This window comes from Streptomyces herbicida (assembly GCF_032656585.1).
Lineage (GTDB): Bacteria > Actinomycetota > Actinomycetes > Streptomycetales > Streptomycetaceae > Streptomyces > Streptomyces herbicida.
In genome coordinates, this window is the sequence record NZ_JAUYWJ010000003.1 from 500,065 (window position 1) to 525,687 (window position 25,623).

Sequence of the window (25,623 nt, forward strand, 5' to 3'; positions counted from 1 at the left end):
TCCCAACCGGCAGTCCCAACAGGCCCTACTCCCGCGGGAGCCTGCGCCGGTCACGCGTGTCCGGGCCGCCGAAGCTCGCCGGCGGCCCTCCGTCGGGTTCCTCGCCGAGCAGGATGCCGCCGAGGACCGCCCCGGCCAGCCCGCTCGCTCGGTCGGCGGCGCCGTCGTACGGGTTGCCGTGTGCCCGTACGTCCCGCTCCGCCAGCTCACGGGCCTCCCGGGCGAGGCCGTCGGCGACGGCGTACTCGCCGGCCTCCGCGGCGAGCAGCCGCTCCGCCTCCGCCAGGCGCGTGCGGGCCTCGGCGCCCACCGCGGCGCGGTGCGTGGCGATGAAGTCCCCCGCGGCGGACGTGGCACTGCGGGCGGCCAGCAGGCCGGCCACGGGCACGACACCGGCGCGTCCCACCCCGAGCAGTCCGACGGCCCGCGTGATCCGCCGCAGGGCGTCCAGCGGGTCGTACGGGCCGCGGATCAGCTCCTCCCGTACGGCGGCCAGGGCCGCGTCGGCGTGGGCCAGGCGGGCCCGGAGCTCACCCTCGGGAAGGAGCGGGGGCCGCCTGCGCGCCTCGGCGACCTCCGCCTCCCCGCCGGTCAGCACGGCCGGCACCAGCCCCGCCGCCTCCGCCAGCTCCGCGGCCAGCCGCTCCACTCCGGACACGAGGATCTCCGCCTGGGCCACGGCCCCCTCGGCCGCGCGCAGTTCACGGGCGGCGCGCTCGCCCTCCCCGGAATCGGCCAGCTGACGGGCCCGGTTGAGGTGGGTCGTGGCGAACACGAGGCGGTCCTTGGCCTGTTCGACGTACCCGGTGACGGGCGCGGCGGCCGAGGGCGCATATCGCTCGCCCAGCTCGGCCGGCACGGCACCGGCGCCCTTCGTCCGTCCGGCCAGTGCCCGGAACCGACCCTCCGCGACCCCCAGCGCCTCATCCATCCCCCCTTCCAGTGACCGCAGTTGATCGAACCCGGCCGCCTCCGTGTCCAGCCGCCGTCCGGCCTCCGCGCACCGCCCCACGATCCCGACCAGCGCCTGCCGCCGGGCGGTCTGGTCCTCCGGAACCCCCTGCTCGTACCGCCGCCGTATCGCGAACGCGGCCGCCAGCTCGGTCTCCGCCGCCCGCAGGGCCGCCGCGAAGGGCTCCACCGCATCCACCGCCTCCGGCCCGAACCGCGCCTCGGCAAAGCCCAGTTCCTCCCGGCTCGTGCGCACGCTGTCGTCCGCCGCGACCAGCGAGGCCCGTGCCTGCCGCTCGAAGTCGCGGGTCGACGGCTCGGGCGGGTGCGCGGACACCAGGCCGGGCGTCGTACGGCTGCGGGCCCGCCGGGTGCGGCGCAGGTACCCGTACGCCGCCAGCACCACCGCCGCGGCCACGACGACGAGCGGCAGGACCAGGTCGGCGGGAGAGGTGCCGCCCTGCTCCGCGGCGGCGGTCACCCCGGCCACGGGAACCGGCTCTTCGGCTCTGATCGTCATCCCCGGCAACACCAGCCACACGACCCCGACCACACACCCCAGCAGGGCGTGCGCCACCCGCACGGCTATGTGCGACTTGGCATGCCTGGGCCGGCCACGGATCGAGGATGACGTCACATTTCGGAGCGTATGGGCAGGTAAGCGCCTCCGCGACCGCTGTGGATGCGCGTGGGGGACGACGGACAGGGGGTACGGGATGGACACGGCACCGATACGGCCCGCGGAAGGCGAGGTGCCGACGGCGGAAGGCCAGGACGCCGGTACGGGGGCCGGTCCCCGCGTCCGGCGTCGGGGGTGGGTCACGTGGGCACGGCGAGCCGTGCTCGGGGTGGTCCTCGCCGTCCTCGTGCCCCTTCTCGCCGTCGAGACCGCCCTGCGCGTGAACTACGCCGGTGACCCGGCCGACGGCACGTACACCAGGAACAAGGACGCCATCTGGCTGGGCCACGCCTGGGTCGACGGGCGCAAGGGCGACGCCGACGTCGAGGCCCTCGCCCGCCGGCTGCGCGACACCGGCATCCGGGATCTGTACGTCCACTCGGGTCCCCTGGAGCACGACGGGACCCTTCCCGAGTCCGACCATCCGAAGGCCCGTTGGCTGATCGCCGCCGTGCACCGGGAGCTTCCCGGCGTACGCGTCCAGGCCTGGCTCGGCGACAAGCTGGCCAGTGAGTCCCCGGACGGCCTGCGCCTGGAGCGAGCCGGCACCCGCGCGGCCGTCGTCCGCTCCACCCGGCAGATCCTCGCCACCGGCTTCGAGGGCGCCCACTTCGACCTGGAGCCCCTCCACTCCGGCGACCGCGACTACCTGTCCCTCCTGGACGACCTGCGCCGCGTCACCCGCGACAACAACGCCCTGCTCTCGGTCGCCGCCCACCAGATCGACCCGCTGCCCGCCTTCCACTCCTTCTGGGGCACGACCACCGGCCACCCCAAGTGGTGGTCGCAGGCGTACTTCGGCCAGGTGGCCCGCCGCGTCGACCAGATCGCCGTCATGTCGTACGACACCATGCAGCCGCTGCAGAGCCTGTACGGCGGCTATGTCGCCGAGCAGACCAGTCTCGCCCTCGAGGTCACCCCGGCCTCCACCGACCTCCTTATGGGCCTGCCCTTCTACCACGAGAACCGCTTCGGCCACTGGGCGCACGCCGAGACGGTCCCGGCCGCCGTACGCGGCGTACGTCTGGGCCTGTCCCGTACGGACGCGGACCGCTCGCGCTTCGGCGTCGCCCTGTACGTGGACTTCGCGGCCACGGAGGCCGACTGGAGCGCCTACAAGGAAGACTGGGTGCGGTGACCCGCGCACGACAGCAACCGACCGTTACCGCACTCGCCCCGCTCGCCCGGGCCGCCGTAGGCCCGGACCGTACCCTCGTGGCCGTCACCCGGCTGCGCGGCGGCTCCAGGAAGGGTGCTTACCGTCTCGCCTTCGACGACGCCACGACGGTGGTCGCCTACGTCTGGTCCCCGGACGAGGACTACTGGGACCAGCCGGACGGCGACCCCCGCGACCCGTTCTCGCACGCCTCCGCCCTCGACCTGTTCACCGCGTCGCACGCCCGTCTGTCAGCCCTCGGCGTCCGTACTCCCCGCCTGCTGCACACCGACCCGGAGGCGGACGCGGCCGTCGTCGAGGACATCCGGGGCGGCAGCCTGGAGGAGGCGCTCCGGCGCGACCCGGAGGCGGCCCGCCCGGTCCTGGAGCGGCTGGCCGGGGCGCTGGCGGCCATGGGCGACTGCACGGCGGCCGGCTTCGGCAAGGTGAACCTCGTCGACAACGGCGGCTCCTCGCACGGCGGTTCCTGCGAGCGGCTCGTCACCGACCGCGCGCTGGGCGACATCGCCGAGGCCGCCGTACGCGACCCGCGGATCGCCGCCGCCCGCCAGGCGCTGGAGGACTCCGTGCGCTCCCTGGCCGCCGAGGTCCGCCCGCGCGCCCGTCACTGCCTGATCCACGGCGAACTCGGCCCGGACCACGTCCTGGTGGACGCCGGCGGGAACCCGGTGCTCATCGACATCGAGGGCCTGATGTACTTCGACGCCGAGTGGGAGCACGTGTTCCTGCGGCTCCGCTTCGGCCCCGCGTACGACGTCCTCCGCGCCCCCGGTCTCGACGAGGCCCGCCTGCGCCTTTACCGGCTGGCCATGCACCTGAACCTCGTCGCGGGCCCGCTGCGCCTGCTCGACGGGGACTTCCCCGATACGGAATCCATACGCGGTATCGCGGAGTACAACGTGGTCCAGGCGCTGGCTCTGGTGGCACCATGACCGTCATGCACATGTACTTGGTCGTCGCGGCAGCGCTGGTCGTGACGCTGATGGCGGTGTTCGGCATCGCAGGCATCACGACCGGCTGGGTGGTGCCGTTCGGTCGGCGCCGCATCCTGCGGCCGAAGCTGTGGGGGTACAGCCAGCTGCTCGGGGCGGTCGGGATGTCCCTGTGGATGTTCCTGGGCGTGTTCCCCGAGAAAATGGATGTGATCCCGCTCATCGGCTGGTTCATGTTCATGGGGAGCCTGGGCATTCAGGTACTGGCCCAGCGCCCCGGCCGTACACCGCGACTGCCCCCTACGAAGTCCGCCTCCTGATCTTCGACCCCAGCCACACCAGCGGGTCGTACTTCCGGTCGACGGCCCGTTCCTTCAAGGGGATCAGCGCATTGTCCGTGATCTTGATCCCCTCGGGACACACCTCCGTGCAGCACTTGGTGATGTTGCAGTAGCCGAGGCCGTGTTCGTCCTGGGCCGTGCTCTTGCGGTCCAGGCCGGTCTCGGCCGCCGCGTCCAGCGGGTGCATGTCCAGTTCGGCCACCCGCATCAGGAAGCGCGGCCCGGCGAACGCCTTCTTGTTCTCCTCGTGGTCGCGCACCACATGGCAGGTGTTCTGGCACAGGAAGCACTCGATGCACTTGCGGAACTCCTGTGACCGGTCCACGTCCTCCTGCATCATCCGGTACTCGCCCGGACCGACGCCGGCCGGCGGCACGAACGACGGAACCTCCCTGGCCTTCTCGTAGTTGAAGCCGACGTCCGTCACCAGGTCGCGGATCACCGGGAAGGCGCGCAGGGGAGCGACCGTGATCGTCTCCTCGCGGGTGAAGACCGACATGCGCGTCATGCACATCAGCCGCGGCCGCCCGTTGATCTCCGCGGAGCACGAACCGCACTTGCCCGCCTTGCAGTTCCAGCGCACGGCCAGGTCCGGCGCCTGGGTGGCCTGGAGGCGGTGGATGATGTCGAGCACCACCTCGCCGTCGTTGACCTCGACCTCGAAGTCCTCCAGGCCGCCGCCCTCGACGTCGCCCCGCCACACCTTGAAGCGGGCCTCGTAGCTGCTCACTCGTAGAGCTCCTCTTCGGCGAGGTACTTGACCAGCTCCTCCTTCTCGAAGAGGGCGAGCAGGTCCGGGCGGATGGGTTCGGTGGTCTCGCGGGTGAGCTCGATCTGGCCCTGGACCGGGTCGGTCGCGGCCAGGCCGCCGGTCGGGTCTGCGAGCCCGCACAGCAGGTTGATACGGCGCCACCTGCGGTCCATCGTCGGGTGGTCCTCGCGGGTGTGCCCGCCGCGCGACTCCGTGCGCTCCAGGGCGGCCCGCGCCACGCACTCGCTGACCAGCAGCATGTTGCGCAGATCGAGGGAGAGGTGCCAGCCCGGGTTGAACTGGCGGTGACCCTCGACACCGGCCCGGCGGGCCCGTACCCGCAGGTCCGCGAGTTTCTCCAGGGCCTGGGCCATCTCGCCCTCGCGGCGGATGATGCCGACGAGGTCGTTCATGGTCTGCTGGAGTTCCTGGTGGAGGGTGTACGGGTTCTCCGGCGGGCGGCCCCGTTCGGGCTCCTCGCCCGGTACCGGTCCCTCCGCCGAGAACGGGCGCAGCGCCTCCGCGGCCGCCGCGTCGACCTGGACGTCGTCCACCGGGGGCCGTCCGTCCGCGAGCCCCGCCACGTACTCGGCCGCGTGCCAGCCCGCCCGGCGCCCGAACACCAGCAGGTCGGACAGCGAGTTGCCGCCGAGCCGGTTGGAGCCGTGCATACCGCCCGCGACCTCGCCGGCCGCGAACAGACCGGGCACCCCGCGCGCCGCCGCCGTGTCGGACTCGACCGCGATGCCGCCCATCACGTAGTGGCAGGTCGGCCCGACCTCCATCGCCTCCGCCGTGATGTCGACGTCGGCCAGCTCCTTGAACTGGTGGTACATCGACGGCAGCCGGCGCCGGATGACCTCGGCGGGCATACGCGTCGACACGTCGAGGAAGACCCCGCCGTGCGGGGAGCCGCGGCCCGCCTTCACCTCGGAGTTGATGGCACGGGCCACCTCGTCGCGGGGGAGCAGCTCAGGGGGACGCCGGTTGTTGTCCGGGTCGTCGTACCAGCGGTCGCCCTCCTCCTCGGACTCCGCGTACTTCTCCTTGAAGACGTCCGGGATGTAGTCGAACATGAACCGCTTGCCCTCGGAGTTCCTGAGCACCCCGCCGTCGCCGCGCACGGACTCCGTGACGAGGATGCCCTTCACCGACGGGGGCCAGACCATGCCCGTCGGGTGGAACTGCACGAACTCCATGTTCAGCAGCGGCGCCCCGGCGAGCAGCGCGAGGGCGTGCCCGTCGCCCGTGTACTCCCACGAGTTCGACGTGACCTTGAAGGACTTGCCGATGCCGCCCGTCGCGATCACCACGGCGGGCGCTTCGAGGACGAAGAAACGGCCGGATTCCCGCTCGTACGCGAAGACCCCGGACACGCGCCCGGCGGCGGAGCCGCTGATGGATGCGTCGTCCTTGAGGACCCGGGTGACCGTGCACTCCTGGAAGACCTTCAGCCGCGACTCGTAGTCGCCCGTCTCGCGATGGTCCTCCTGCTGGAGGGAGACGATCTTCTGCTGGAGGGTGCGGATCAGCTCCAGGCCCGTGCGGTCGCCGACGTGCGCGAGGCGCGGGTACTCGTGGCCGCCGAAGTTGCGCTGGGAGATCTTCCCGTCCTTCGTGCGGTCGAACAGCGCGCCCCAGGTCTCCAGCTCCCACACCCGGTCCGGGGCCTCCTGCGCATGCAGCTCGGCCATCCGCCACTGGTTGAGGAACTTTCCGCCGCGCATGGTGTCGCGGAAGTGGACCTGCCAGTTGTCGTGCACGTTGACGTTGGCCATCGCCGCGGCGATGCCGCCCTCGGCCATCACTGTGTGCGCCTTGCCGAACAGCGACTTGCAGATCACCGCCGTACGGGCGCCCCGCTCCCGGGCCTCGATCGCGGCGCGCAGCCCGGCACCGCCGGCACCGACCACGACGACGTCCCACTCCTGCCGGTCGACCACGGACATCAGAAGGCCCCACCCAATCTAGAAGAAGCGCGGATCGTCGAAGACACCGGACGCGATCAGATAGACGTAGAAGTCGGCGAGCGCCACGCTCACCAGCGACGCCCAGGCCAGCAGCATGTGGCGGGCGTTCAGCCGCCCGACGAACTGCCACGCCTTGTAGCGCACGGGATGCTTCGAGAAGTGCTTGAGCTTCCCGCCGACGATGTGCCGACAGGAGTGGCAGGAGATGGTGTACGCCCAGATCAGGGCGATGTTGACCAGGAAGACCAGGGTGCCCAGGCCCATGTGGCCCCAGCGGTAGTGCTCGTCGCGGAAGGACAGCACCGTGTCGTAGGTGAGCACTCCGGCGACCAGGAGGGCGGCGTAGAAGAAGTACCGGTGGATGTTCTGCAGGATCAGCGGGAAGCGGGTCTCACCGGTGTACTTCTTGTGCGGCTCGGCCACCGCGCAGGCCGGCGGGGAGGCCCAGAAGCTGCGGTAGTAGGCCTTGCGGTAGTAGTAGCAGGTCAGGCGGAAGCCCAGCGGAAAGATCAGGATGATGATCGCCGGGGAGATCGCCCACCAGCTGCCGAACAGATCGGCGTTCGGGCCCGCGTGCATGGTCCGGCAGTTCTCCGCCAGGCACGGCGAGTAGAAGGGTGAGACGTACGGCGCCGCGTAGTAGCGCGCATTGGCGAAGGCTCGCCAGGTCGAGTAGACGACAAAGGCGAACAGACCGGCCGCGGTGACGGCCGGGGCCAGCCACCAGCGGTCGGTCCGCAGATGCGGGGCGGCGATCGCGGCGCGCGTATCGGTGTGTACGCCGCCGCTGTTCATATGGGGTTCCGTACCAGTGGCCAACTCATGACTCCGGTCGGGTTCGGGTTGTGGGAGTGCCTGCGGGCACGCCCTGGGCGGCCTGCGGGCAGCGCTCCTAGGGGGCGTGCCGGTCGCGGGCGCCGAGACCCTCGTCGTCCGAGTCCGTCCACAGGCTGATGTCGTACGGCGTGTCGGAGATGGTCACGAGATCGGGGCGACGCGGCTGGCCGAGGCCGGGGGCGGCCTCGCGCAGCAGTGCCACGCTCTCGCGCAGGTGATCGGCGTCGGCGCGGACGCGGCGCATCTCCAGTCCGCCGCTCCCGAGCTGTTGCTCCAGGCGTCCGACGGACCGGAACAGGTCGTCGAGACAACGCTGGACTGACGTCAGGTCGTCGTGCACGGACATGACGTGACCTCACTTCCCGCGGACCTCGTGGTCCTAGGTGGCAACGTTCATGCGCCTGCGAGTGTTGCGCGTCACACCTGCAGATGTGAAGGCATGTGCAGCGATTGGCGGATTGCGCGCCTCCACCGCACGCCCGCATGCGCGCTCTGTATGCGCCGGGAGCGCGTGTTGCGCCGCACGGGTGGGCTTACGAGCCCCCGCCGCCGTGTCGCCCCCGACAGGCGAACCCTTTCCTCTTCAGTGGGGTCCGTACATCTGATCAGCACCAAAATACCGCCAAATGTGAACAGACCACACCCGTGTCACCGGGCTCCCCGGAGGTAGCAGATGTCCCACGACGGCGTCGCACTGCGCGCGGTCATGCGCTCGGTCGCCTTCCTCACCGCCGGCGCGCTCGCGGTAACCCTCCTCGTCGGCTGCAGCTCCGGGGACGACGAGGCGGGCCGTCCGCTGGCCGGGCAGGACATCGCACCCGCCGCCCGGAACCTGGTCGCCGAGGGCGGCACCCTGCGCTGGGCGGTGGACGCCGTCCCGGAGACCCTGAACACCTTCCAGGCCGACGCCGACGGGGGCACCACCCGGGTCGCGCAGGCCGTCCTGCCCTCGATGTTCCGTACCGACCAGAACGGGCGCCCGGTCCGCAACCCGGACTATCTGGAGTCCGCCAAGGTCATCGAGACCGAGCCGCGCCAGGTCGTCCTGTACAAGCTCAACCAGCAGGCCGTCTGGAGCGACGGCCGGGAGATCGGCGCGGCCGACTTCGCCGCCCAGTGGCGCGCGCTGTCCGGCAAGGACGCCGCCTACTGGACCGCCCACAACGCCGGCTACGACCGCATCGCCAAGATCGAACGCGGCGCCAACGACCTGGAGGTCCGGGTCACCTTCAGCCGCCCCTACGCCGACTGGAAGTCACTGTTCTCCCCGCTGTACCCGAAGGACGTCATGGGTACCCCGGACGCCTTCAACGACGGGGCGCGCCGCAAGCTGCAGATCAGCGCCGGGCCGTTCAAGGTCGCCAAGGTCGACACCGCCAAGAAGGACGTCGTCCTCACCCGCAGTCCGCGCTGGTGGGGTCGCCCCACCAAGCTGTCCGAGATCGTGCTGCACGCCGTGCCCCGCGACAAGCGGGCCGCCGCGCTGGCCGACGGCACCGTGGACCTGGCCGAGATCGACCCCGCCGAGGTCGAGCGCATCACCATCGCCGGCCGCGACGGGGGCACCGGCACGCCCCTGCAGGGCGCCGGGCGCATCTCCGCCAAGAAGCTGCGCTCCTGGGCTCTCGCCCACGGCCTCGACCCCGAGCAGGTCAAGGGCAGCCGGGAGAAGGTGAGCGAAGCCATCACGACGTACCGCCGCGAGCAGGACCAGCTGCGTGGCGTCGAGGTGCGCAAGTCGCTGGAACCGGCCTACACCCAGCTCGCCCTCAACGGCTCCGGGGGACCCCTTGCCGACGAGCGGGTCCGCCGTGCCGTCGCCCGCTCCCTGGACCGCACGGCGCTCGCCAAGATCGTCCTGACGCCGCTCGGCCTGCCCGCCGTCCCCGTCGGCAGCCACCTGGCCCTCGCCGGGCAGACCGACTACGCCGACAGCAGCGGCGCCCTGGGCGGCCAGGACACCAAGGAGGCGCAGGCGCTGCTCGCCAAGGCCGGATGGGTGCTCGGCGGGCCGGTCAAGGAGCAGAAGAAGTCCGAGAAGGCGGCCGGACCGAAGGGCAACCCCGCCGACCAGTCCAACGGCGGCGACGACGGCGTGTACATCGTCGGCGAGGACGACAAGGACCCCAGGGACCACAAGAACAAACACCGCGAGCCGACCGGTGACGAAGGCGGCAGACACCTCGCACAGGACGGCAGGCAGTACACGGACCGGCATCTGCAGCAGGGCGGCGCACCCGGTGCGTACGCCCCCAAGGGCACCGCAGCCCCGGCCGGAGCCGCCGCCGGGACGCTGGCCAAGGACGGCAAGGCGCTCACCCTCCGCTTCGTGATCCCCTCGGGTCCCGGCTCGGACGGCCTGCGCTCGGTCGCCGACCGGATCACGCAGATGCTGGAGAAGGTCGGCATCCGCACGGAGATCACCAGGGTCTCGGACGAGAGCTACTTCAGGGACCACATCGCCTCGGGCCAGTACGACCTGGCCCTCTACTCCTGGCCGTCCTCCGCCTACCCCGCCACCGACGCCCGCCCCGTCTACGCCAAGCCGGTCCCGGCCGCCGACGGCTCCCTGAGCGTCGAGCAGAACTACACCCGCGTCGGCACCGACCAGATCGACCAGCTCTTCGACGAGGCCGCCGCCACCCTCGACGAGGACGAGGCCAAGGACCTGATCCGCAAGGCCGACTCCCGCATCTGGGCGGCGGCCGGCTCGCTGCCCCTCTATCAGCGTCCCCAGCTCATCGGAGCCAGGAAGGGCCTGGTCAACGCGGGTGCCTTCGGTTTCCAGACACCGATCTACGAGGACATGGGCTTCCTGAAGAAGGGTGCGAAGGCATCCCCGAGCCCGTCGGCGAAGTAGGCCCTGTGCGGCCCTGCGGAAGCCGCCTCCCGCTGGGCCACGTAACATGGGGTGAGGCCGTGGCATGTCAAGCCCGGCAGGGCCCGCGTCACACGGACGTACACAGAGGGCCTTCCTCACACTCCGGGAGTACGTCGCAATATGGCCACGCGCCACGACATCCGCAACGTCGCCATCGTCGCCCACGTCGACCACGGCAAGACGACCATCGTCGACGGCATGCTGAAGCAGGCCGGTGCCTTCGCCGCCCACCAGCTCGAGCAGGTCGACGACCGAGTCATGGACTCGAACGACCTGGAGCGTGAGAAGGGCATCACGATCCTCGCCAAGAACACGGCGGTGAAGTACCACCCCAAGGACGGCGGCGAGCCGATCACCATCAACATCATCGACACCCCCGGCCACGCCGACTTCGGCGGCGAGGTCGAGCGCGGTCTGTCGATGGTCGACGGTGTCGTGCTGCTCGTCGACGCCTCCGAGGGTCCGCTGCCGCAGACCCGCTTCGTGCTGCGCAAGGCCCTCCAGCAGCGGCTGCCCGTCATCCTGTGCATCAACAAGACGGACCGCCCGGACTCCCGCATCGACGAGGTCGTCAACGAGACCTACGACCTCTTCCTCGACCTGGACGCGGACGAGGAGCAGATCGAGTTCCCGATCGTGTACGCGTGCGGCCGTGACGGCATCGCCTCGCTGACCAAGCCGGACAACGGTACGGTGCCGGCCGACTCCACCAGCCTGGAGCCGTTCTTCTCCACGATCCTGGAGCACATCCCGGCCCCGACCTACGACGAGGAAGCGCCGCTCCAGGCCCACGTCACCAACCTGGACGCCGACAACTTCCTCGGCCGTATCGCGCTGCTCCGCGTCGAGCAGGGCGAGCTGCGCAAGGGCCAGACCGTGGCCTGGATCAAGCGCGACGGCTCGATCAGCAACGTGCGCATCAGCGAGCTGATGATGACCGAGGCCCTCACCCGCAAGCCCGCCGAGAAGGCCGGCCCGGGTGACATCTGCGCCGTCGCCGGTATCCCGGACATCATGATCGGCGAGACTCTCGCGGACCCCGAGAACCCGGTCCCGCTCCCGCTGATCACGGTCGACGAGCCCGCGATCTCCATGACCATCGGCACCAACACCTCCCCGCTGGTCGGCCGCGGCGGCACCGGCAAGGGCGCCGACGCGAAGGCGGCCGTCAAGGACCGCAAGGTCACCGCCCGCCAGGTCAAGGACCGCCTCGACCGCGAGCTGATCGGTAACGTCTCCCTCCGTGTCCTGGAGACCGAGCGTCCGGACGCCTGGGAGGTCCAGGGCCGTGGTGAGCTGGCGCTCGCCATCCTGGTCGAGACCATGCGCCGGGAGGGCTACGAGCTCACCGTCGGCAAGCCCCAGGTCGTCACCAAGGACGTCGACGGCAAGGTCTATGAGCCGGTCGAGCGCATGACGATCGACGTGCCCGAGGAGCACATGGGTGCGGTCACGCAGCTCATGGGCGTCCGCAAGGGCCGTATGGACAACATGTCCAACCACGGCTCCGGCTGGGTGCGCATGGAGTTCGTGGTCCCCTCCCGCGGTCTGATCGGCTTCCGTACCGAGTTCCTGACCCAGACCCGCGGCACGGGCATCGGCCACTCCATCCACGAGGGCTTCGAGCCCTGGTTCGGCGCCCTGCAGACCCGTAACAACGGCTCCCTGGTCGCCGACCGCGCCGGTGCCGTCACCGCCTTCGCGATGACGAACCTGCAGGAGCGCGGTGTGCTCTTCGTCGAGCCGGGCACCGAGGTGTACGAGGGCATGATCGTCGGCGAGAACTCCCGTTCCGACGACATGGACGTCAACATCACCAAGGAGAAGAAGCTCACCAACATGCGGTCCTCGACGGCCGACGTGGCCGAGTCGATCGTGCCGCCGCGGAAGCTGTCGCTGGAGCAGTCGCTGGAGTTCTGCCGCGACGACGAGTGCGTCGAGGTCACCCCGGAGGCGGTCCGCATCCGCAAGGTGAACCTGGACGCCCGCGAGCGCGCACGCGCCGCGAGCCGCGCCAAGCACGGCTGACGCACAACGGACCCTCAGCCCGGCCCGGGTGTCCCCATGATGGGGACACCCGGGCTTTTTGCAACCCGTTTTCTGGTGGCTGATGTCCGTATTGCGGAGATCGCTGCCCGATACCCATGTAACACGTCCGTTTCGCGCCCTTCTTCGGTCGAACAGTTTGTCCAGATTTTGGAAGGTCTACGCGTGAGCTGTGACTGAATTGAGATTTAAGAACGGTGGTCGGTGGTCGGCCCATGGCAGATAGTTAGCCGCGTAGCGCTCGGGTCAATGGGTCTCGCGCTGTGGGGACAGCGCCGACTCACGAGCACCAGGGGGTGTCTGACCCTCCGTCAGGGGTGTCGGAGGACGAGGACGGTTACCCCCTCCCGTTGGTGAACACGTGATGTCATGAGGAGGAACCCCCATGCGTGGTCATTCCGGCCGTTCGTCCGGCGACCAGGTCTGAGAATCCCGCGACCGCTCAGTGCGGCCGCTCAACTACGCGCGTCCCACTGCGGATTCGCGTGGCTCGGAGTACCTGGACGCCTCTCACACCCACACTTGTGAAACGGACGAACAGTGACAAGTCCTATCGACATTGAGGGCGGCGGGACAACGGTGGCCGTCGGTGGCGACCCGGGGCCGCAGGCGCAGCCCGAAGCCGCCAAACTCGAAGGCCGGTCCCCCGGCCAGCTGATGTGGATCCGCTTCAAGCGCGATCGTACGGGCGTGATCTCGGCCTACGTCGTGGGTTTCTTCTTCCTGGTCGGGCTGCTCGCGCCGCTGATCGCCAAGCTGTACGGCAAGGATCCGTACACGGTGTACGCGGACGAACGCCCCGAACTCTTCGACAGCGCGGGTGTGCCCGTGCAGCCCAACGGCGGCATCAGCAGCGAGTTCTGGTTCGGCCTCGAACCCGGCAACGGCTACGACGTCTTCACCAAGCTCATCTACGGCATCCGCACCTCGCTGATGATCTCGGTCGCCGTCACGATCGCGGTCGTGCTGACCGGCATCGTGCTGGGCGTCGCGGCCGGCTATCTCGGCGGCAGGACCGACTTCTTCATCGGCCGGGTCATCGACTTCCTGCTCGCCTTCCCGGCGCAGCTGTTCTTCATCGCCAGCATGCCCGTCGTGGTCTCACTGTTCGTCAGCCCGCGCGACGAGACACCGACGTACGTGCGCGTGGTCGCGCTCATCCTCGTCCAGTGGTTCCTCGGCTGGATGAGCCTGGCCCGTATTCTGCGTGGCACCTCACTCGCCCTGCGTGAACGGGAGTTCATCGAAGCGGCCAAGGTGAGCGGGGCCTCGCCCTGGCGGATCATCCGCAAGGAGATCCTGCCTAACGTCGTCACACCGCTCCTGGTGCAGTCGACGTATCTGCTGCCCAGCTTTGTGACCGCCGAGGCCGGTCTCTCCTTCCTGGGCGTGGGCATCGTCGAACCGACGCCCGATTGGGGGCAGATGTTCTCCAAGGCGTCCACCGAACTGGTGATGCAGAACGACATCACCTACATGTTCTTCCCCGGCATCTCGATGATCATCTTCATCGTCGCGTTCAACCTGCTCGGGGATTCGGTCAGGGACGCCTTCGACCCCAAGACCGCTCGCTGACCGGGCACTTGCACATCTTCTCCACGGCAGTTCTTCCGCACTGGTGGCAGACGGGGCACCGGTGACACACAAGATGGGTGGGAAACTGAGTGATGAGTAGGGGCGGACGCCACGTCTACGGCGCACTCTCCGTGCTCGCGGCCGGAGCTCTTGTGCTCACCGGTTGCAGCAAGGGCGGCAGCGACAGCGGTGGCAACGACAAGAAGGACCAGGAGAACGCCAAGCGCCAGCAGGCGTCGATCAAGTTCGGCGGCACGGCGGACTCCACCGGCCCGGCGGCCGACGTACCCGGCGCCAAGCCCGGCGGCACCATGGAAGTACTGCAGCGCGACAGCTACGCACACCTCGACCCGGGCCAGATCTATGTGTCCGACGAGGGCTCCCTGGCCACGCTGCTCCACAGAGGCCTCACCGGCTACAAAGCGACCAGCAACGACGGCTCGAAGCACGAGGTCGTCGGTGACCTCGCCACCGACTCCGGTACCACCACGGACGGCGGCAAGACCTGGAAGTACACGCTGAAGGACGGCATCAAGTTCCAGGACGGCTCCCCGATCACCTCCAAGGACATCCGGCACACCATCGAGCGGCTCTTCGCGCCGTTCATCAACCAGGGCCCGACCTACCTCCAGCAGTGGCTCGCCGACTCCCCGGGCGCCGCCTACCGCAAGCTCCTCAAGGACGGCCCGTACAAGGGCAAGCACCTGCCCAGCAGCGTCCTCGAGACGCCGGACGACAAGACGATCGTCTTCCACTTCAAGACGCCCCACCCCGACCTGCCGTACGCGCTGGCCATGGCGGGCTACGCGGCGGTCTCCGAGAAGGGCGACACCAAGGAGAAGTACGACAAGGCACCGGTGGTCACCGGCCCGTACAAGATCCAGTCCTTCAAGTCCGGCAAGTCCATGGTCCTGGTCAAGAACACCAACTGGGACCCGAAGACGGACCCGATCCGCCACCAGTACGTGGACCAGTTCAACATCACCTTCAACCAGCAGTTCGAGACCTCCACCAAGGCGCTCCTCGCCGACAGCGGTGCCGACCAGACCGGCCTCAGCTTCAACAACCAGGTGGACGCGGGCAACCTGTCCAACGTCCTCAAGGACCCGAAGATGAAGGCCCGCACGGTCTCCGGCTACCAGCCGTACGTGGGCCAGATGAACATCAACATGAGCCACCCGGCGCTGAAGGACAAGACGATCCGCGAGGCGATCGCCTACGCCCTGCCGATCACCCCCTTCGTCCGTGCCTACGGCGGCACCGACGCCATGGAGGTCGCCGGCGGCCTGATCTCCCCGACCGTCAGCGGCTACGACGCGGCCTTCGACCCGTGGGGCAAGAAGAAGAAGCCCGCCGGTGACCCGGACAAGGCCCGCGAGCTGCTGAAGAAGGCCGGCAAGCTCAACATGAAGCTGACCTTCGGCTACATCAACACCCCCGAGGGCCAGCAGTACTCCACCGCCATGGCCGCGGGCCTGAAGAAGGCCGGCTTCAACGTCCAGCGCCAGGAGATCCCGGCCGAGACGTACTACGACCAGGTCTCCAAGCTGAACAACAACTACGACATCTTCCACACCGCGTGGGGTGCCGACTGGCCGTCCGCCTCTACCGTGCTCCCGCCGCTGTACGACGGCCGCGTGATCGCCGACGGCGCGCAGAACTACTCGCAGGTCAACGACCCCAAGGTAAACAGCGAGATCGACCGCATCAACCAGATCACCGACCCGGTGAAGTCCGCGGCCGAGTGGGAGAAGCTCGACCAGTACCTCGTCAAGGACGTCGTCAACGTCGTTCCGACGGCGTACTACAAGCAGACCCAGATCGCCGGTTCCAAGGTCGGCGGCCTTGTCTACGACGACGTGATCGGCGGCATCGACCCGCGTCGCCTCTACATCAAGTAACCGTCCCCGCCCGGTACCCGGTGCATCACCTCAGTGAGGGGGAGCACCGGGTACCGTCCGGCCCGCCGACGTCAGAGAGCTGCCCCTGTCATGCTGCGCTTCCTCGTCCGCCGGATCCTCGGTGCCATCGTCATTCTCTTCCTGCTGAGCATCGTCACGTTCTTGCTGTTCTTCGGGATGCCGCGCGACCCGGCGCTGCTGATGTGCGGCAAGACCTGTAACCCGGCCAGCCTCGCGAACATCCATCATGTGCTCGGCCTCGACAAGTCGATACCCGAGCAGTACTGGATCTTCCTGCACAACCTGGTGATGGGCAGCAACCAGTTCGCCCAGGGCCCCTGCCCCGCGCCCTGCTTCGGGTACTCGTACCACACCAACGAACCGGTGTGGGCCACGCTGATGGACCGGCTGCCCACCACCGTCTCGCTCACTCTCGGCGCGGCGTTCTGCTTCCTGCTCGTCGGTCTCGGCAGCGGCCTGCTCGCCGCCTGGCGGCGCGGCACGCTCATCGACAAGGCGGCCACGGCCGGGGCGATGGTGCTCAGTTCGATGCAGATCTACTTCCTCGGCCCGCTCGCCCTGGCGATCCTCGTCTACCAGACCCACTGGTTCGACAAACCCGCCTACAACAACTTCACCGCCGACCCGATCACCTGGTTCACGGGCCTGATCATCCCCTGGGTGGTTCTCTCCACGATCTTCGCCGCGCAGTACACCCGTATGGCGCGCTCGTCGATGATCGAACAGCTCCAGGAGGAACACGTACGCACCGCCCGCGCCAAGGGCATGTCCCGGCGGTACGTCTTCTTCCGCTACGCCTGGCGCGGCTCGCTGATCCCCATCGTCACCATCTTCGGCATCGACCTGGGATCCCTGCTCGGCGGCGCCATCATCACCGAGTACACCTTCAGCCTGCCGGGTCTCGGCCAACTGGCGGTGCTGTCCGTCTTCTTCAGTGACCTGCCGCTGCTGCTCGGCGTGATGCTGTTCTCCGCGACCATGATCCTTCTCTTCAACATCATCGTCGACGCCTGCTACGCCTACATCGACCCGCGCGTGCGGCTGGCCTAGGCCGTTTAGGAGCACTTTCGTGACCACTCTGACCAAGGAGGCCGGCGCTCCCGTCCCGGCCGGTGCGGGTCCCCTGTTGTCCGTGCGGGACCTGCACGTCAGCTTCAAGACCGAGGACGGCATCGTACGGGCCGTGGACGGACTCTCCTTCGACCTGGAACGCGGCAAGACCCTGGGCATCGTGGGGGAGTCTGGCTCGGGGAAGTCGGTGACGAACCTGACCATCCTGGGCCTGCACAACCCCATGTTCACCACCGTCGAGGGCGAAATCCTGCTGGACGGGCAGGAGTTGACCACCGCGCGGGAGTCGGAGCTGGAGAAACTGCGCGGCAACAAGGTCGCCATGATCTTCCAGGACCCGCTGACCGCGCTGTCCCCGTACTACACGGTGGGCCGCCAGATCGCCGAGCCGTTCATGAAGCACAACGGTGCCTCCAAGCGGGCCGCCTGGGACCGCGCGGTCGAGATGCTCGGCAAGGTGGGCATCCCGAATCCGAAGGAGCGGGCGAAGGACTACCCGCACCAGTTCTCCGGCGGTATGCGCCAGCGCGCGATGATCGCCATGGCGCTGGTGTGCGACCCCGACCTGCTGATCGCCGACGAGCCGACCACGGCCCTGGACGTGACGGTCCAGGCCCAGATCCTCGACCTCCTCAAGGATCTCCAGCAGGAGTTCGGCTCCGGGATCGTCTTCATCACCCACGACCTCGGCGTGATCGCCGACATGGCCGACGACATCATGGTGATGTACGCGGGCAGCGCGGTGGAGCGCGGCACCGTCGACGAGGTGCTGCGCTCGCCCCAGCACCCGTACACCTGGGGTCTGCTGAACTCGATGCCGCGACTGGACTCCGACCTGGCGGCCCCGCTGTCGCCCATCCCGGGCACCCCGCCCTCGCTGCTCACCCCGCCGTCCGGCTGCCGCTTCCACCCGCGCTGCACCTTCCAGGACCGGGTGCAGGGCGCCGGACGCTGTGTCAACGAACGCCCGCTGCTGGCGCCCGACCGGGCCTCCGCCTGTCATCTGACGGGCGAGCAGAAGCGGACCATCTTCATCGACGAGATCAAGCCCGCTCTGGGCTAGGGCCAGGAGGACACGGCATGAAAGAGGACCTCGTCCTCCCCGCTCCGCGCGAGTCGGCCGGCGGCGTGGAGGGAGAAGCGCTCCTTGAAGTCTCCGGGCTGACCAAGCACTTCCCGGTCAAGGGCGGTTTTCCGATCCGGCGTACGGTCGGCCATGTCCAGGCCGTCGACGGCATCGATCTGACCGTGCGGGTCGGCGAGAGCTTCGGCCTGGTGGGCGAGTCGGGCTGCGGCAAGTCGACGACGGGCCGGCTGATCACCCGGCTCCTGGAGCCGACGAGCGGGAGGATCGCGTACCGGGGCAAGGACATCAGCCACGCCTCGCGGGCGCAGTTGGCGCCCATCCGCTCCGAGATACAGATGATCTTCCAGGACCCCTACTCCTCGCTGAACCCGCGCCAGACGGTCGGCAGGATCATCTCCAACCCGATGGAGGTCAACGGGATCGCGCCGGAGGGCGGCCGGGAGAAGCGCGTTCGTGAGCTCCTGGAGATCGTGGGCCTCAACCCCGAGCACTACAACCGCTTCCCGCACGAGTTCTCCGGCGGTCAGCGCCAGCGCATCGGCGTGGCCCGCGCGTTGGCACTCGAACCGAAGCTGATCGTGGCGGACGAGCCGGTCTCGGCGCTGGACGTCTCCATTCAGGCGCAGGTGGTGAACCTCCTCCAGGAGGTCCAGCAGGAACTGGGCATCGCGTTCCTGTTCATCGCCCATGACCTCGCGGTGGTCCGCCACTTCTCGCAGCGTGTGGCGGTGATGTACCTCGGCAAGATCATCGAAGTGGGCGACCGCGACTCCATCTACACCCGTCCCCGTCACCCCTACACCCACGCGCTGCTGTCCGCGGTGCCCGAGGTGAACCTCACCGAAAGCGACTCGGCCGGGCGCGAGCGCATCCGACTGGCCGGCGACGTCCCGTCCCCCATCTCCCCGCCGTCCGGCTGCCGCTTCCGCACCCGCTGCTGGAAGGCCCAGGACAAGTGCGCGGCCGAGGAGCCCCCGCTGGTCCAGATCTCCGGCAACCTGACCGGCCACCTGACGGCGTGCCACTTCCCGGAGGAGCCGACCATCGAGGCCCGGGACGAGGACATCGTGCTGGACCCGGCACTGGCGGCGTTGGAGGAGGGCGACAGCTGACAGGACCGCTGGGCCCTGTCGTCATATTCCCGCCTGCCCTGCGACGCCATGCACGCTCCCCCAAGCTCTTCGAGCAGGGGGGACCCCCACTCGCCGCACCGGGCGCAGCCCCCAGTACATCCAGTACGAGGGCCTGTGCCCGGCACGCCGAGAGCACGCTCCCCCGCGCTCTCGGCTTCGCCCGAGCAGGGGGACCCCCATGACGCCGCAGGGCCGGCCCTCCGGCCGGACGACGGGGATTCGACGACAGGACCTAAGCCATCCGCTCCGCCACGGTGATGATCTCCGGGCTCGCGGGGGTCACCGGCCCCCGTTCCCAGTCGCCGTACTGTTCGACGACCTCGAGTCCGGCCTCCGCGAGGAAGCCGGAGAGGGAGCCGGGGTCCAGGAAGCGGAGTGTGGCCCGGCTGACCCGGGGCCGGGCCCAGCCGTCGCCCTCGTAGGTCTCGGTGAACGTCACCCGGCCCGCGACGGGACCGCCCTGGACCTCGTGCCACACGCGTACGGCCGTGCCGTCGGCGCCCGTGACCTCACGCACCCGGTCCGGCGTCCACGTCTCCCAGGCGCGGACGGCCGGGTTGCGGATCTCGAAGACGAACCGCCCGCCGTCCGCCAGGGCCGACCGCACGGCGCGCAGACAGAGACGCAACTCCTCGTCGTGCAGCAGCACTTGGAAGGCATGCCCGGTCATCACGACCAGTTCGAACTCGCCGTCCCACAGCCGCGTCCGCAGATCCCCGAGCACCCATTCCACGGCAGGGGCGTTCCGTCGTGCCTGTACGAGCATGGCGGCGGCCGGATCGAGGCCCATCAGCCGGCCGGGGTGGCCGTCCTCGTGTGCCCGCCTGAGCAACTGCCCTGTGCCGCAGCCGACGTCGAGCACGGACTCCGCGGCCTTCACCAGGCCGAGATAGAAGTCGTCAGCCGGCCCCCAGGGGTTGAGGTTGTCGTACAGGGCGGCAAGCGAAAGATCGGCGAACGAATGATCGACCACCGCGGCAGTTTGTCATACGTGAGTGAACCGTACGGCGGGATCCGCCGTCTTCTTGTCAGGTTCCGAACTCGGGGCAACGCCCTGTCGGCCCAGGGGAGTTGGCGGTACAGCGAAGGCCCGCGCCTGGGGAGGCACGGGCCTTCGTCCCCTGGAACAGGACGTTCATGGGCTCGGGTCAATGGGCCGGTGAAAGTCCGTTCCGCAGGCGACGGCTGACGGAAAGGGGTGTGTCAGGCCGCCGTCTCGGGGTCCTTGGAGAGGCGCTGCGCGGGAATCATGTCCGCCGTCTCCGGGTAGTGGCAGGCGGTCAGGTGGCCGGGCTTGTTGCCGTCGACCTGGACCAGCGGCGGGGCCTCCGTGGCGCACTTCTCCGTCGCCTTCCAGCAGCGGGTGCGGAAGCGGCAGCCGGAGGGCGGGTTGATCGGGGAGGGCACGTCACCGACGAGGCGGATGCGCTCGCGCGGGGTCTCGTCCACCGTGGCCTCGGGCACGGCGGAGAGCAGGGCCCGCGTGTAGGGGTGGCGCGGGTTGCCGTACAGGTCTTCGCGGTCGGCGATCTCGACGATCTTACCGAGGTACATGACCGCGACGCGATGCGAGAAGTGCCGGACGATCGCCAGGTCGTGGGCGATGAAGACGAACGCGATGCCCAGTTCCTTCTGGACCTTCTGCAGCAGGTTCACGACCTGCGCCTGGATGGAGACGTCCAGGGCCGAGACCGGCTCGTCCGCGACGATCAGCTTCGGCTCGAGGGCGAGCGCGCGGGCCACGCCGATGCGCTGGCGCTGGCCGCCCGAGAACTCGTGCGGGAAGCGGTTGTAGTGCTCGGGGTTGAGGCCGACGATGTCCAGCAGCTCACGGACGCGGTTCTCGCGGCCGCCGGCCGGGTTGATGCCGTTGATCTCCATCGGGCCGGAGATGATCTTGCCGACCGTCTGGCGCGGGTTCAGCGAGGCGTAGGGGTCCTGGAAGATCATCTGGATCTCGGAACGCACTGGCGCGAGCTGCCTGCGGTTGGCGTGCGTGATGTCCTGGCCGCGGTAGACGACCTTGCCGCCGGTCGGCTCCAGAAGCCGGGTGATGAGCCGGCCCGTGGTCGACTTGCCGCAGCCCGACTCGCCGACCAGACCCAGGCTCTCACCCTCGGCGACCTGGAAGTCGAGGCCGTCCACTGCCTGCACCGCGCCGATGGTCCGCCGGATCGGGAAGCCGCCCTTGATCGGGAAGTGCTTGGTCAGCCCGGAGACGTCCAGGAGGGGGTTTGTGTTGCTCATGGTCGTGAAGTCCCGTCTCGTGTCCGTCACTTGTGCCGGGATCCGGCGAAGTCGGCGAAGAATTCCTGGCGCTGCTCCAGCGTGAGGTGGCAGGCCGAGCCCCGGCCCTCCACCACTTCGAGTACCGGCCGCTCGCTGGAGCACCGCCCGCCCGCGACCTTCTCGGCGAAAGAGCACCGCGGGTGGAAGCGGCAGCCGGACGGCGGGTTGAGCAGCGAGGGCGGCGAGCCCGGAATCGGCGACAGCGGCACGTCCACCGGCCCGTCGAGGCTCGGCATGGAGTTGAGCAGACCGAGGGTGTAGGGGTGCTGCGGGGTGCTCAGCACCTCCTTCTTCGTACCACGCTCCACGCAGCGGCCGCCGTACATCACGAGCACGTCGTCCGCGATGTCGGCGATGACGCCCAGGTCGTGGGTGATGAAGATGATCGCGGTGCCGAACTCCTGCTGGAGGTCCTTGAGCAGGTCCATGATCTGGGCCTGCACGGTGACGTCGAGGGCGGTGGTCGGCTCGTCCGCGATCAGCAGCTCGGGGTCGCACACCAGCGCCATCGCGATCATCGCGCGCTGGCGCATACCGCCGGAGAACTGGTGCGGGTAGTCGTCGACGCGTACGTCCGGCTGGGGGATGCCGACTCGCTTCAGCATCTCGATCGCCCGAGCCCGGGCCTCCTTCTTGGAGGCGCCGGTGTGCTTGCGGTAGGTCTCGCCGATCTGCGTGCCGATGGTGTGGTACGGCGACAGCGAGGCCAGCGCGTCCTGGAAGATCATGGACATCTTGTTGCCGCGCAGCCGCTCCAGCTGCCGCTCGGGAGCGGTGAGCAGTTCCTGGCCGTCGAGCAGGATCTCGCCGTCGATCGCAGTCCGGTCGCGGTCGTGCAGACCCAGGATCGTCAGGTTGGTGACGGACTTGCCGGAGCCCGACTCGCCCACGATGCCGAGCGTCTGGCCCTTGGCAAGGTCGAAGCTGAGCCCGTCGACGGCCTTGACGATGCCGTCCTCGGTGGAGAAGTGGACCTTCAGGTCCTTGATGGAGAGGAACGGCTGCTGTTCGGTGCTCGTCACGGTGACGCTCCTGGGGGGTGATGCGGGGGGTCGGGGTGGGCGGAGGTCAGGCGAGCCGGATCCGCGGGTCGATGAGGGCGTAGACGGCGTCCACGATGATGTTGAAGAAGACGATCGCCGCCGACGCCACCAGGGTCACGCCGAGCAGCATCGGAAGGTCGTTGGCGTCCACCGCGGTGAGCGAGAGCCGGCCGATGCCCTGGAGGCTGAAGACGTACTCGGTGATGATGGCACCGCCGATCAGCGTGCCCATGTCGATGCCGAAGATCGTGACGATCGGGCCCATCGCACCACGCCAGGCGAAGCGGAAGAACACGGAGCGCCGGGACAGTCCCTTGGCCCGTGCGGTGCGCACGTAGTCCTCGCTGAGCTGCTCCACCAGCTGGGAGCGCGTCATACGGGTGTAGTTGGCGGTGAAGATGATGGACAGCACCAGCCACGGCAGCAGCAGCCCCGAGGCCCACTTGACCGGGTTGTCCGTGAACGGCGTGTACGACGGCTGGTCGAGGATGCCGAGCTGCTGCACCAGGAAGAACATGGCGATGTAGCCGACGAAGTAGATCTGCAGCGAGGAGCCGATCAGCGAGAAAGAGCTGGCGAGCTTGTCGGCCGCCTTGCCCTGCTTGACGGCGGCGATCATGCCGGTGCCGACGCCGATGATCAGGAAGAAGAACGAGGCGCCCAGCGCGAGCGAGATGGTCAGCGGCATGCGGTCCAGGATGGTGCCGAGGACCGGCTCGCGGTTGGTGAAGGAGAAGCCCAGGCAGGGCGCGTTGCAGTTGCCGAGACCGCCGTAGTCGCGGCCCAGGAAGAGGCCCTCCAGCCAGTGCCAGTACTGCACCGGCAGCGGGTCGGCCATGCCGAGGTTCTGCCGGACCTGCGCGAGCAGTTCCGGGGTGCATACCTTGCCGCACGCCATACGGGCCGGGTCACGCGGGAGCGCGTAGTAGAGCATGAAGGTGACGGCGCTGATGATCAGCAGAATGACAAGTGCGCCGATGACACGGCGGACTAGAAAACGGAACATGGCGTGACTTTCCGGACGGGGCGCCGTCGCCGGGATGTGGGGAGTGGATCGGAGGGGGAACCGGGGCGGCGGCGGTGGCCGCCGCCCCGAAGCGGGATCAGGCCTTCGCGTAGACCTTGCCCAGAGCGATGCAGGTGTTGCCGGAGTCCCAGATCACGCCGCCGACCTTGGAGCCGTAGAAGTAGTTGCGGATCGGGTTGTAGTCCGGAACCACCGCGGCGATCTGCATGATCTGCTCGTCGATGTCGCCCCACATCTTCGCGGCCTTCTTCTGGTCCGTCTCGGCCGTGGCGGCGGCGATCGCCTTGTTGATGCCCGTGTCGTTCAGCTGCGGCCAGTTGACACCGCCGTCGGCGATCTGGCTGCCGTCGAAGCAGGGCTGGATGACCGCGTAACCGGCCGGCCAGTCCGGGCCCCAGCCCGCGGCGAACAGGTCGTACTTGTTGTCCAGCTGGCCGATCTGGCTGTAGAAGGACGTCTTGTCGACCTGCTTGACGACCGGCTTGAAACCGGCCTTGGTCAGCGCGCTCTTGATCGCGACGGCCTGCTTGACGGAGTTGTCCGACTGCTGCATCGCGATGACGACGGTCTGACCCTCCTTGCCGGCCTCCTTGAGCAGGGCCTTGGCCTTGTCCGGGTCACCCATCGGCTTGGTCTTCTTGCCGTAGAGGTCGAAGTCCTTGTGGCCCGGGGTGAGCGGGCTGATGATCGTGGTCGCGGTCGCCGAGGAGAGCGAGCCACCACGGATCTGCTTCAGCTGCTGCGACGGCCACGCGTAGTTGAGCGCCTGACGGACCTTGACGTCCTTGACGCGCGTGGTGTTGATCGCGAAGTAGTAACAGGTGGTGTCGACCTGGGTCAGGACGCGCTTCTTGAGCGCCGGGTTCGTCATCACCTTCTGGAGGCGCTCGGGGGCGACCTCGTTGAGCACCGACAGCGTGAACTGGTCGTTGCCCTGGTCGGCGATGTAACGGTCCGTGGACGCCAGGTTCTGGAAGCCGAACTGGAACTCGACCTTGTCCGGGTAGGCGTTGCGGATCGGGTCCGTCTCGGCGACCCAGTGCTCGTTGCGGACCAGCGACGCCGACTTGCCGATGTCGCGGTTCGCGATCTTGTACGGGGCGCAGGAGAACGGGCGCTTGTCGTACTTCTCCTTGGTGTCGTGCTTCTTCGGCACGATGGAGAAGCCGCGCATCGCGAGCATGAAGTTGAAGTCGGCGTGGGCCTCCTTCAGCTTGAACGTGATGGTGTTGCCGTCCACCTCGATGGACTTGAGGTGCTTGCCCTCGTAGGGGCCCTTGTACTTGTCGCCGCCGAGCAGCCAGCTCTGCGGGTAACGCGGACCCTGGGTGACGAACTTGGCGAAGAGGCGCTCGAAGGTCCAGCGGACGTCCTCGATGGTGACGGCGGCGCCGTCCTCCCACTTCACGTTGTCCTTGAGCGTGAAGGACCAGGTCTTGCCGCCGTCCTTCACCGTGCCCGCGTCAGTGGCGAGGTCGCCGACGAGGGTGGTGGTGCCCTTGGAGTCGATCTTGTAGCCGGTCAGACCGCGCAGGAACAGGACCGAGCAGGCGCCCTCGTACGAGGAGTAGACCTGAGCGGGGTCCAGGTGGTCCCAGTCGATCTGCTCCAGCGTGTAGATCGTGCCGCCCTTGACCGCCCCCGGGACCTCGGGAGCCGGACCGGTGGAGTCGGCCTTGGTGCCGACATCGATGGTGGCTGCCTTGGCCTTGTCGACCGACGGAGCCTTGCTGGCACCGCTGCCGCCCGCGTTGCCGCTGCTGCACGCGCTCAGCACGGTGGTCGCGCCGGCCGCCACACCAGTGGCTATGAGGAAGTTTCTGCGGGAAAAGGACATGGCTTACCTGCCTAGGGGTGGATGGAGTGAGAGAGGAGGTGCAACCAGCCGGACGACGATGACCGGACCGGAGT

At 68.8% G+C, this 25,623-nt stretch carries 20 protein-coding genes; 10 read left to right on the plus strand and 10 right to left on the minus strand.

Annotated elements, in window-relative coordinates:
- Nucleotides 1-25 precede the first annotated feature (25 nt).
- Complete coding sequence (locus tag Q8A52_RS09355) at nt 26-1,471, minus strand: hypothetical protein (protein WP_408649167.1); 1,446 nt, start codon at nt 1,469-1,471, stop codon at nt 26-28.
- A 196-nt stretch (nt 1,472-1,667) separates the two neighbouring features.
- On the opposite strand from Q8A52_RS09355, the gene Q8A52_RS09360 reads away from it, so the two are divergent.
- Genes Q8A52_RS09360 through Q8A52_RS09370 form a run of 3 tightly spaced genes read left to right on the plus strand, consistent with a single transcriptional unit; the run spans nt 1,668 to nt 4,059 of the window.
- Nucleotides 1,668-2,768 carry a glycoside hydrolase family 18 protein gene (locus Q8A52_RS09360; RefSeq protein WP_316748033.1) on the plus strand — a complete coding sequence of 367 codons (1,101 nt, stop codon included), beginning with the start codon at nt 1,668-1,670 and terminating at the stop codon, nt 2,766-2,768.
- Nucleotides 2,765-3,739 carry a phosphotransferase gene (locus Q8A52_RS09365; RefSeq protein ID WP_316748035.1) on the plus strand — a complete coding sequence of 325 codons (975 nt, stop codon included), beginning with the start codon at nt 2,765-2,767 and terminating at the stop codon, nt 3,737-3,739. Before Q8A52_RS09360 ends, Q8A52_RS09365 begins: the two co-directional genes overlap by 4 nt.
- A 5-nt stretch (nt 3,740-3,744) precedes the next feature.
- Nucleotides 3,745-4,059, plus strand: a complete 315-nt coding sequence (locus tag Q8A52_RS09370; RefSeq protein WP_316748037.1) for a hypothetical protein — start codon at nt 3,745-3,747, stop codon at nt 4,057-4,059.
- Here the strand turns inward: Q8A52_RS09370 and Q8A52_RS09375 are convergent.
- The 4 genes from Q8A52_RS09375 to Q8A52_RS09390 all read right to left on the minus strand — a co-directional run bounded on the left by Q8A52_RS09375 (nt 4,040) and on the right by Q8A52_RS09390 (nt 7,984).
- On the minus strand, nt 4,040-4,810 hold the full coding sequence (locus Q8A52_RS09375) for a succinate dehydrogenase/fumarate reductase iron-sulfur subunit (protein ID WP_316748039.1): 771 nt from the start codon (nt 4,808-4,810) through the stop codon (nt 4,040-4,042). The genes Q8A52_RS09370 and Q8A52_RS09375 overlap by 20 nt on opposite strands.
- Nucleotides 4,807-6,780 (minus strand): fumarate reductase/succinate dehydrogenase flavoprotein subunit, encoded by a 1,974-nt coding sequence (locus tag Q8A52_RS09380; protein WP_316748041.1) that lies wholly within the window; start codon nt 6,778-6,780, stop codon nt 4,807-4,809. Before Q8A52_RS09380 ends, Q8A52_RS09375 begins: the two co-directional genes overlap by 4 nt.
- Before the next feature lie 18 nt (nt 6,781-6,798).
- The gene (locus tag Q8A52_RS09385; RefSeq protein WP_316748043.1) at nt 6,799-7,620 is read right to left on the minus strand and encodes a hypothetical protein; all 822 of its coding nucleotides are present in this window, start codon (nt 7,618-7,620) and stop codon (nt 6,799-6,801) included.
- Between the two features lie 73 nt (nt 7,621-7,693).
- A complete protein-coding gene (locus Q8A52_RS09390) occupies nt 7,694-7,984 on the minus strand; it encodes a hypothetical protein (RefSeq protein WP_316748045.1) in 291 nt (96 codons plus the stop codon).
- A gap of 327 nt (nt 7,985-8,311) precedes the next feature.
- Between Q8A52_RS09390 and Q8A52_RS09395 the strand changes: the two genes are divergently transcribed.
- The 7 genes from Q8A52_RS09395 (at nt 8,312) to Q8A52_RS09425 (ending at nt 19,332) form a co-directional block, all read left to right on the plus strand.
- Nucleotides 8,312-10,498: an ABC transporter family substrate-binding protein gene (locus Q8A52_RS09395; RefSeq protein WP_316748047.1), complete on the plus strand. Its 2,187-nt coding sequence runs from the start codon at nt 8,312-8,314 to the stop codon at nt 10,496-10,498.
- Between the two features lie 141 nt (nt 10,499-10,639).
- Nucleotides 10,640-12,547: a translational GTPase TypA gene (gene typA / locus Q8A52_RS09400; protein ID WP_316748049.1), complete on the plus strand. Its 1,908-nt coding sequence runs from the start codon at nt 10,640-10,642 to the stop codon at nt 12,545-12,547.
- 558 nt (nt 12,548-13,105) lie between these two features.
- On the plus strand, nt 13,106-14,140 hold the full coding sequence (locus tag Q8A52_RS09405) for an ABC transporter permease (RefSeq protein ID WP_316748051.1): 1,035 nt from the start codon (nt 13,106-13,108) through the stop codon (nt 14,138-14,140).
- A gap of 92 nt (nt 14,141-14,232) precedes the next feature.
- Nucleotides 14,233-16,041, plus strand: a complete 1,809-nt coding sequence (locus tag Q8A52_RS09410) for an ABC transporter substrate-binding protein (protein WP_316748053.1) — start codon at nt 14,233-14,235, stop codon at nt 16,039-16,041.
- Nucleotides 16,042-16,131: 90 nt separating this feature from the next.
- A complete protein-coding gene (locus tag Q8A52_RS09415; RefSeq protein WP_316748055.1) occupies nt 16,132-17,112 on the plus strand; it encodes an ABC transporter permease in 981 nt (326 codons plus the stop codon).
- Between the two features lie 19 nt (nt 17,113-17,131).
- Complete coding sequence (locus tag Q8A52_RS09420; protein ID WP_316748057.1) at nt 17,132-18,196, plus strand: ABC transporter ATP-binding protein; 1,065 nt, start codon at nt 17,132-17,134, stop codon at nt 18,194-18,196.
- 17 nt (nt 18,197-18,213) lie between these two features.
- A complete protein-coding gene (locus tag Q8A52_RS09425; protein WP_316748058.1) occupies nt 18,214-19,332 on the plus strand; it encodes an ABC transporter ATP-binding protein in 1,119 nt (372 codons plus the stop codon).
- Nucleotides 19,333-19,585: 253 nt separating this feature from the next.
- On the opposite strand, the gene Q8A52_RS09430 is transcribed toward Q8A52_RS09425, so the two are convergent.
- From Q8A52_RS09430 to Q8A52_RS09450, 5 genes are all read right to left on the minus strand, one after another.
- Nucleotides 19,586-20,326, minus strand: a complete 741-nt coding sequence (locus Q8A52_RS09430) for a class I SAM-dependent methyltransferase (RefSeq protein ID WP_316748060.1) — start codon at nt 20,324-20,326, stop codon at nt 19,586-19,588.
- A gap of 230 nt (nt 20,327-20,556) precedes the next feature.
- A complete protein-coding gene (locus Q8A52_RS09435; RefSeq protein ID WP_316748062.1) occupies nt 20,557-21,600 on the minus strand; it encodes an ABC transporter ATP-binding protein in 1,044 nt (347 codons plus the stop codon).
- A gap of 26 nt (nt 21,601-21,626) precedes the next feature.
- Nucleotides 21,627-22,664 carry an ABC transporter ATP-binding protein gene (locus Q8A52_RS09440; RefSeq protein ID WP_316748064.1) on the minus strand — a complete coding sequence of 346 codons (1,038 nt, stop codon included), beginning with the start codon at nt 22,662-22,664 and terminating at the stop codon, nt 21,627-21,629.
- A gap of 46 nt (nt 22,665-22,710) precedes the next feature.
- Nucleotides 22,711-23,691, minus strand: a complete 981-nt coding sequence (locus Q8A52_RS09445) for an ABC transporter permease (protein WP_316748066.1) — start codon at nt 23,689-23,691, stop codon at nt 22,711-22,713.
- 97 nt (nt 23,692-23,788) lie between these two features.
- Nucleotides 23,789-25,549 carry an ABC transporter substrate-binding protein gene (locus Q8A52_RS09450; protein ID WP_316748068.1) on the minus strand — a complete coding sequence of 587 codons (1,761 nt, stop codon included), beginning with the start codon at nt 25,547-25,549 and terminating at the stop codon, nt 23,789-23,791.
- Between the last annotated feature and the right edge of the window lie 74 nt (nt 25,550-25,623).

Bases quoted from the DNA above. Each gene is read 5' to 3' on its own strand.
- Q8A52_RS09380 (WP_316748041.1), bottom strand. From the start codon at position 6,780: ATGTCCGTGGTCGACCGGCAGGAGTGGGACGTCGTCGTGGTCGGTGCC.
- Q8A52_RS09445 (WP_316748066.1), bottom strand. From the start codon at position 23,691: ATGTTCCGTTTTCTAGTCCGCCGTGTCATCGGCGCACTTGTCATTCTG.
- Q8A52_RS09425 (WP_316748058.1), top strand. From the start codon at position 18,214: ATGAAAGAGGACCTCGTCCTCCCCGCTCCGCGCGAGTCGGCCGGCGGC.
- Q8A52_RS09450 (WP_316748068.1), bottom strand. From the start codon at position 25,549: ATGTCCTTTTCCCGCAGAAACTTCCTCATAGCCACTGGTGTGGCGGCC.
- Q8A52_RS09390 (WP_316748045.1), bottom strand. From the start codon at position 7,984: ATGTCCGTGCACGACGACCTGACGTCAGTCCAGCGTTGTCTCGACGAC.
- Q8A52_RS09360 (WP_316748033.1), top strand. From the start codon at position 1,668: ATGGACACGGCACCGATACGGCCCGCGGAAGGCGAGGTGCCGACGGCG.
- Q8A52_RS09370 (WP_316748037.1), top strand. From the start codon at position 3,745: ATGCACATGTACTTGGTCGTCGCGGCAGCGCTGGTCGTGACGCTGATG.
- Q8A52_RS09415 (WP_316748055.1), top strand. From the start codon at position 16,132: ATGCTGCGCTTCCTCGTCCGCCGGATCCTCGGTGCCATCGTCATTCTC.
- Q8A52_RS09355 (WP_408649167.1), bottom strand. From the start codon at position 1,471: ATGACGATCAGAGCCGAAGAGCCGGTTCCCGTGGCCGGGGTGACCGCC.
- Q8A52_RS09435 (WP_316748062.1), bottom strand. From the start codon at position 21,600: ATGAGCAACACAAACCCCCTCCTGGACGTCTCCGGGCTGACCAAGCAC.
- Q8A52_RS09410 (WP_316748053.1), top strand. From the start codon at position 14,233: ATGAGTAGGGGCGGACGCCACGTCTACGGCGCACTCTCCGTGCTCGCG.
- typA (WP_316748049.1), top strand. From the start codon at position 10,640: ATGGCCACGCGCCACGACATCCGCAACGTCGCCATCGTCGCCCACGTC.
- Q8A52_RS09395 (WP_316748047.1), top strand. From the start codon at position 8,312: ATGTCCCACGACGGCGTCGCACTGCGCGCGGTCATGCGCTCGGTCGCC.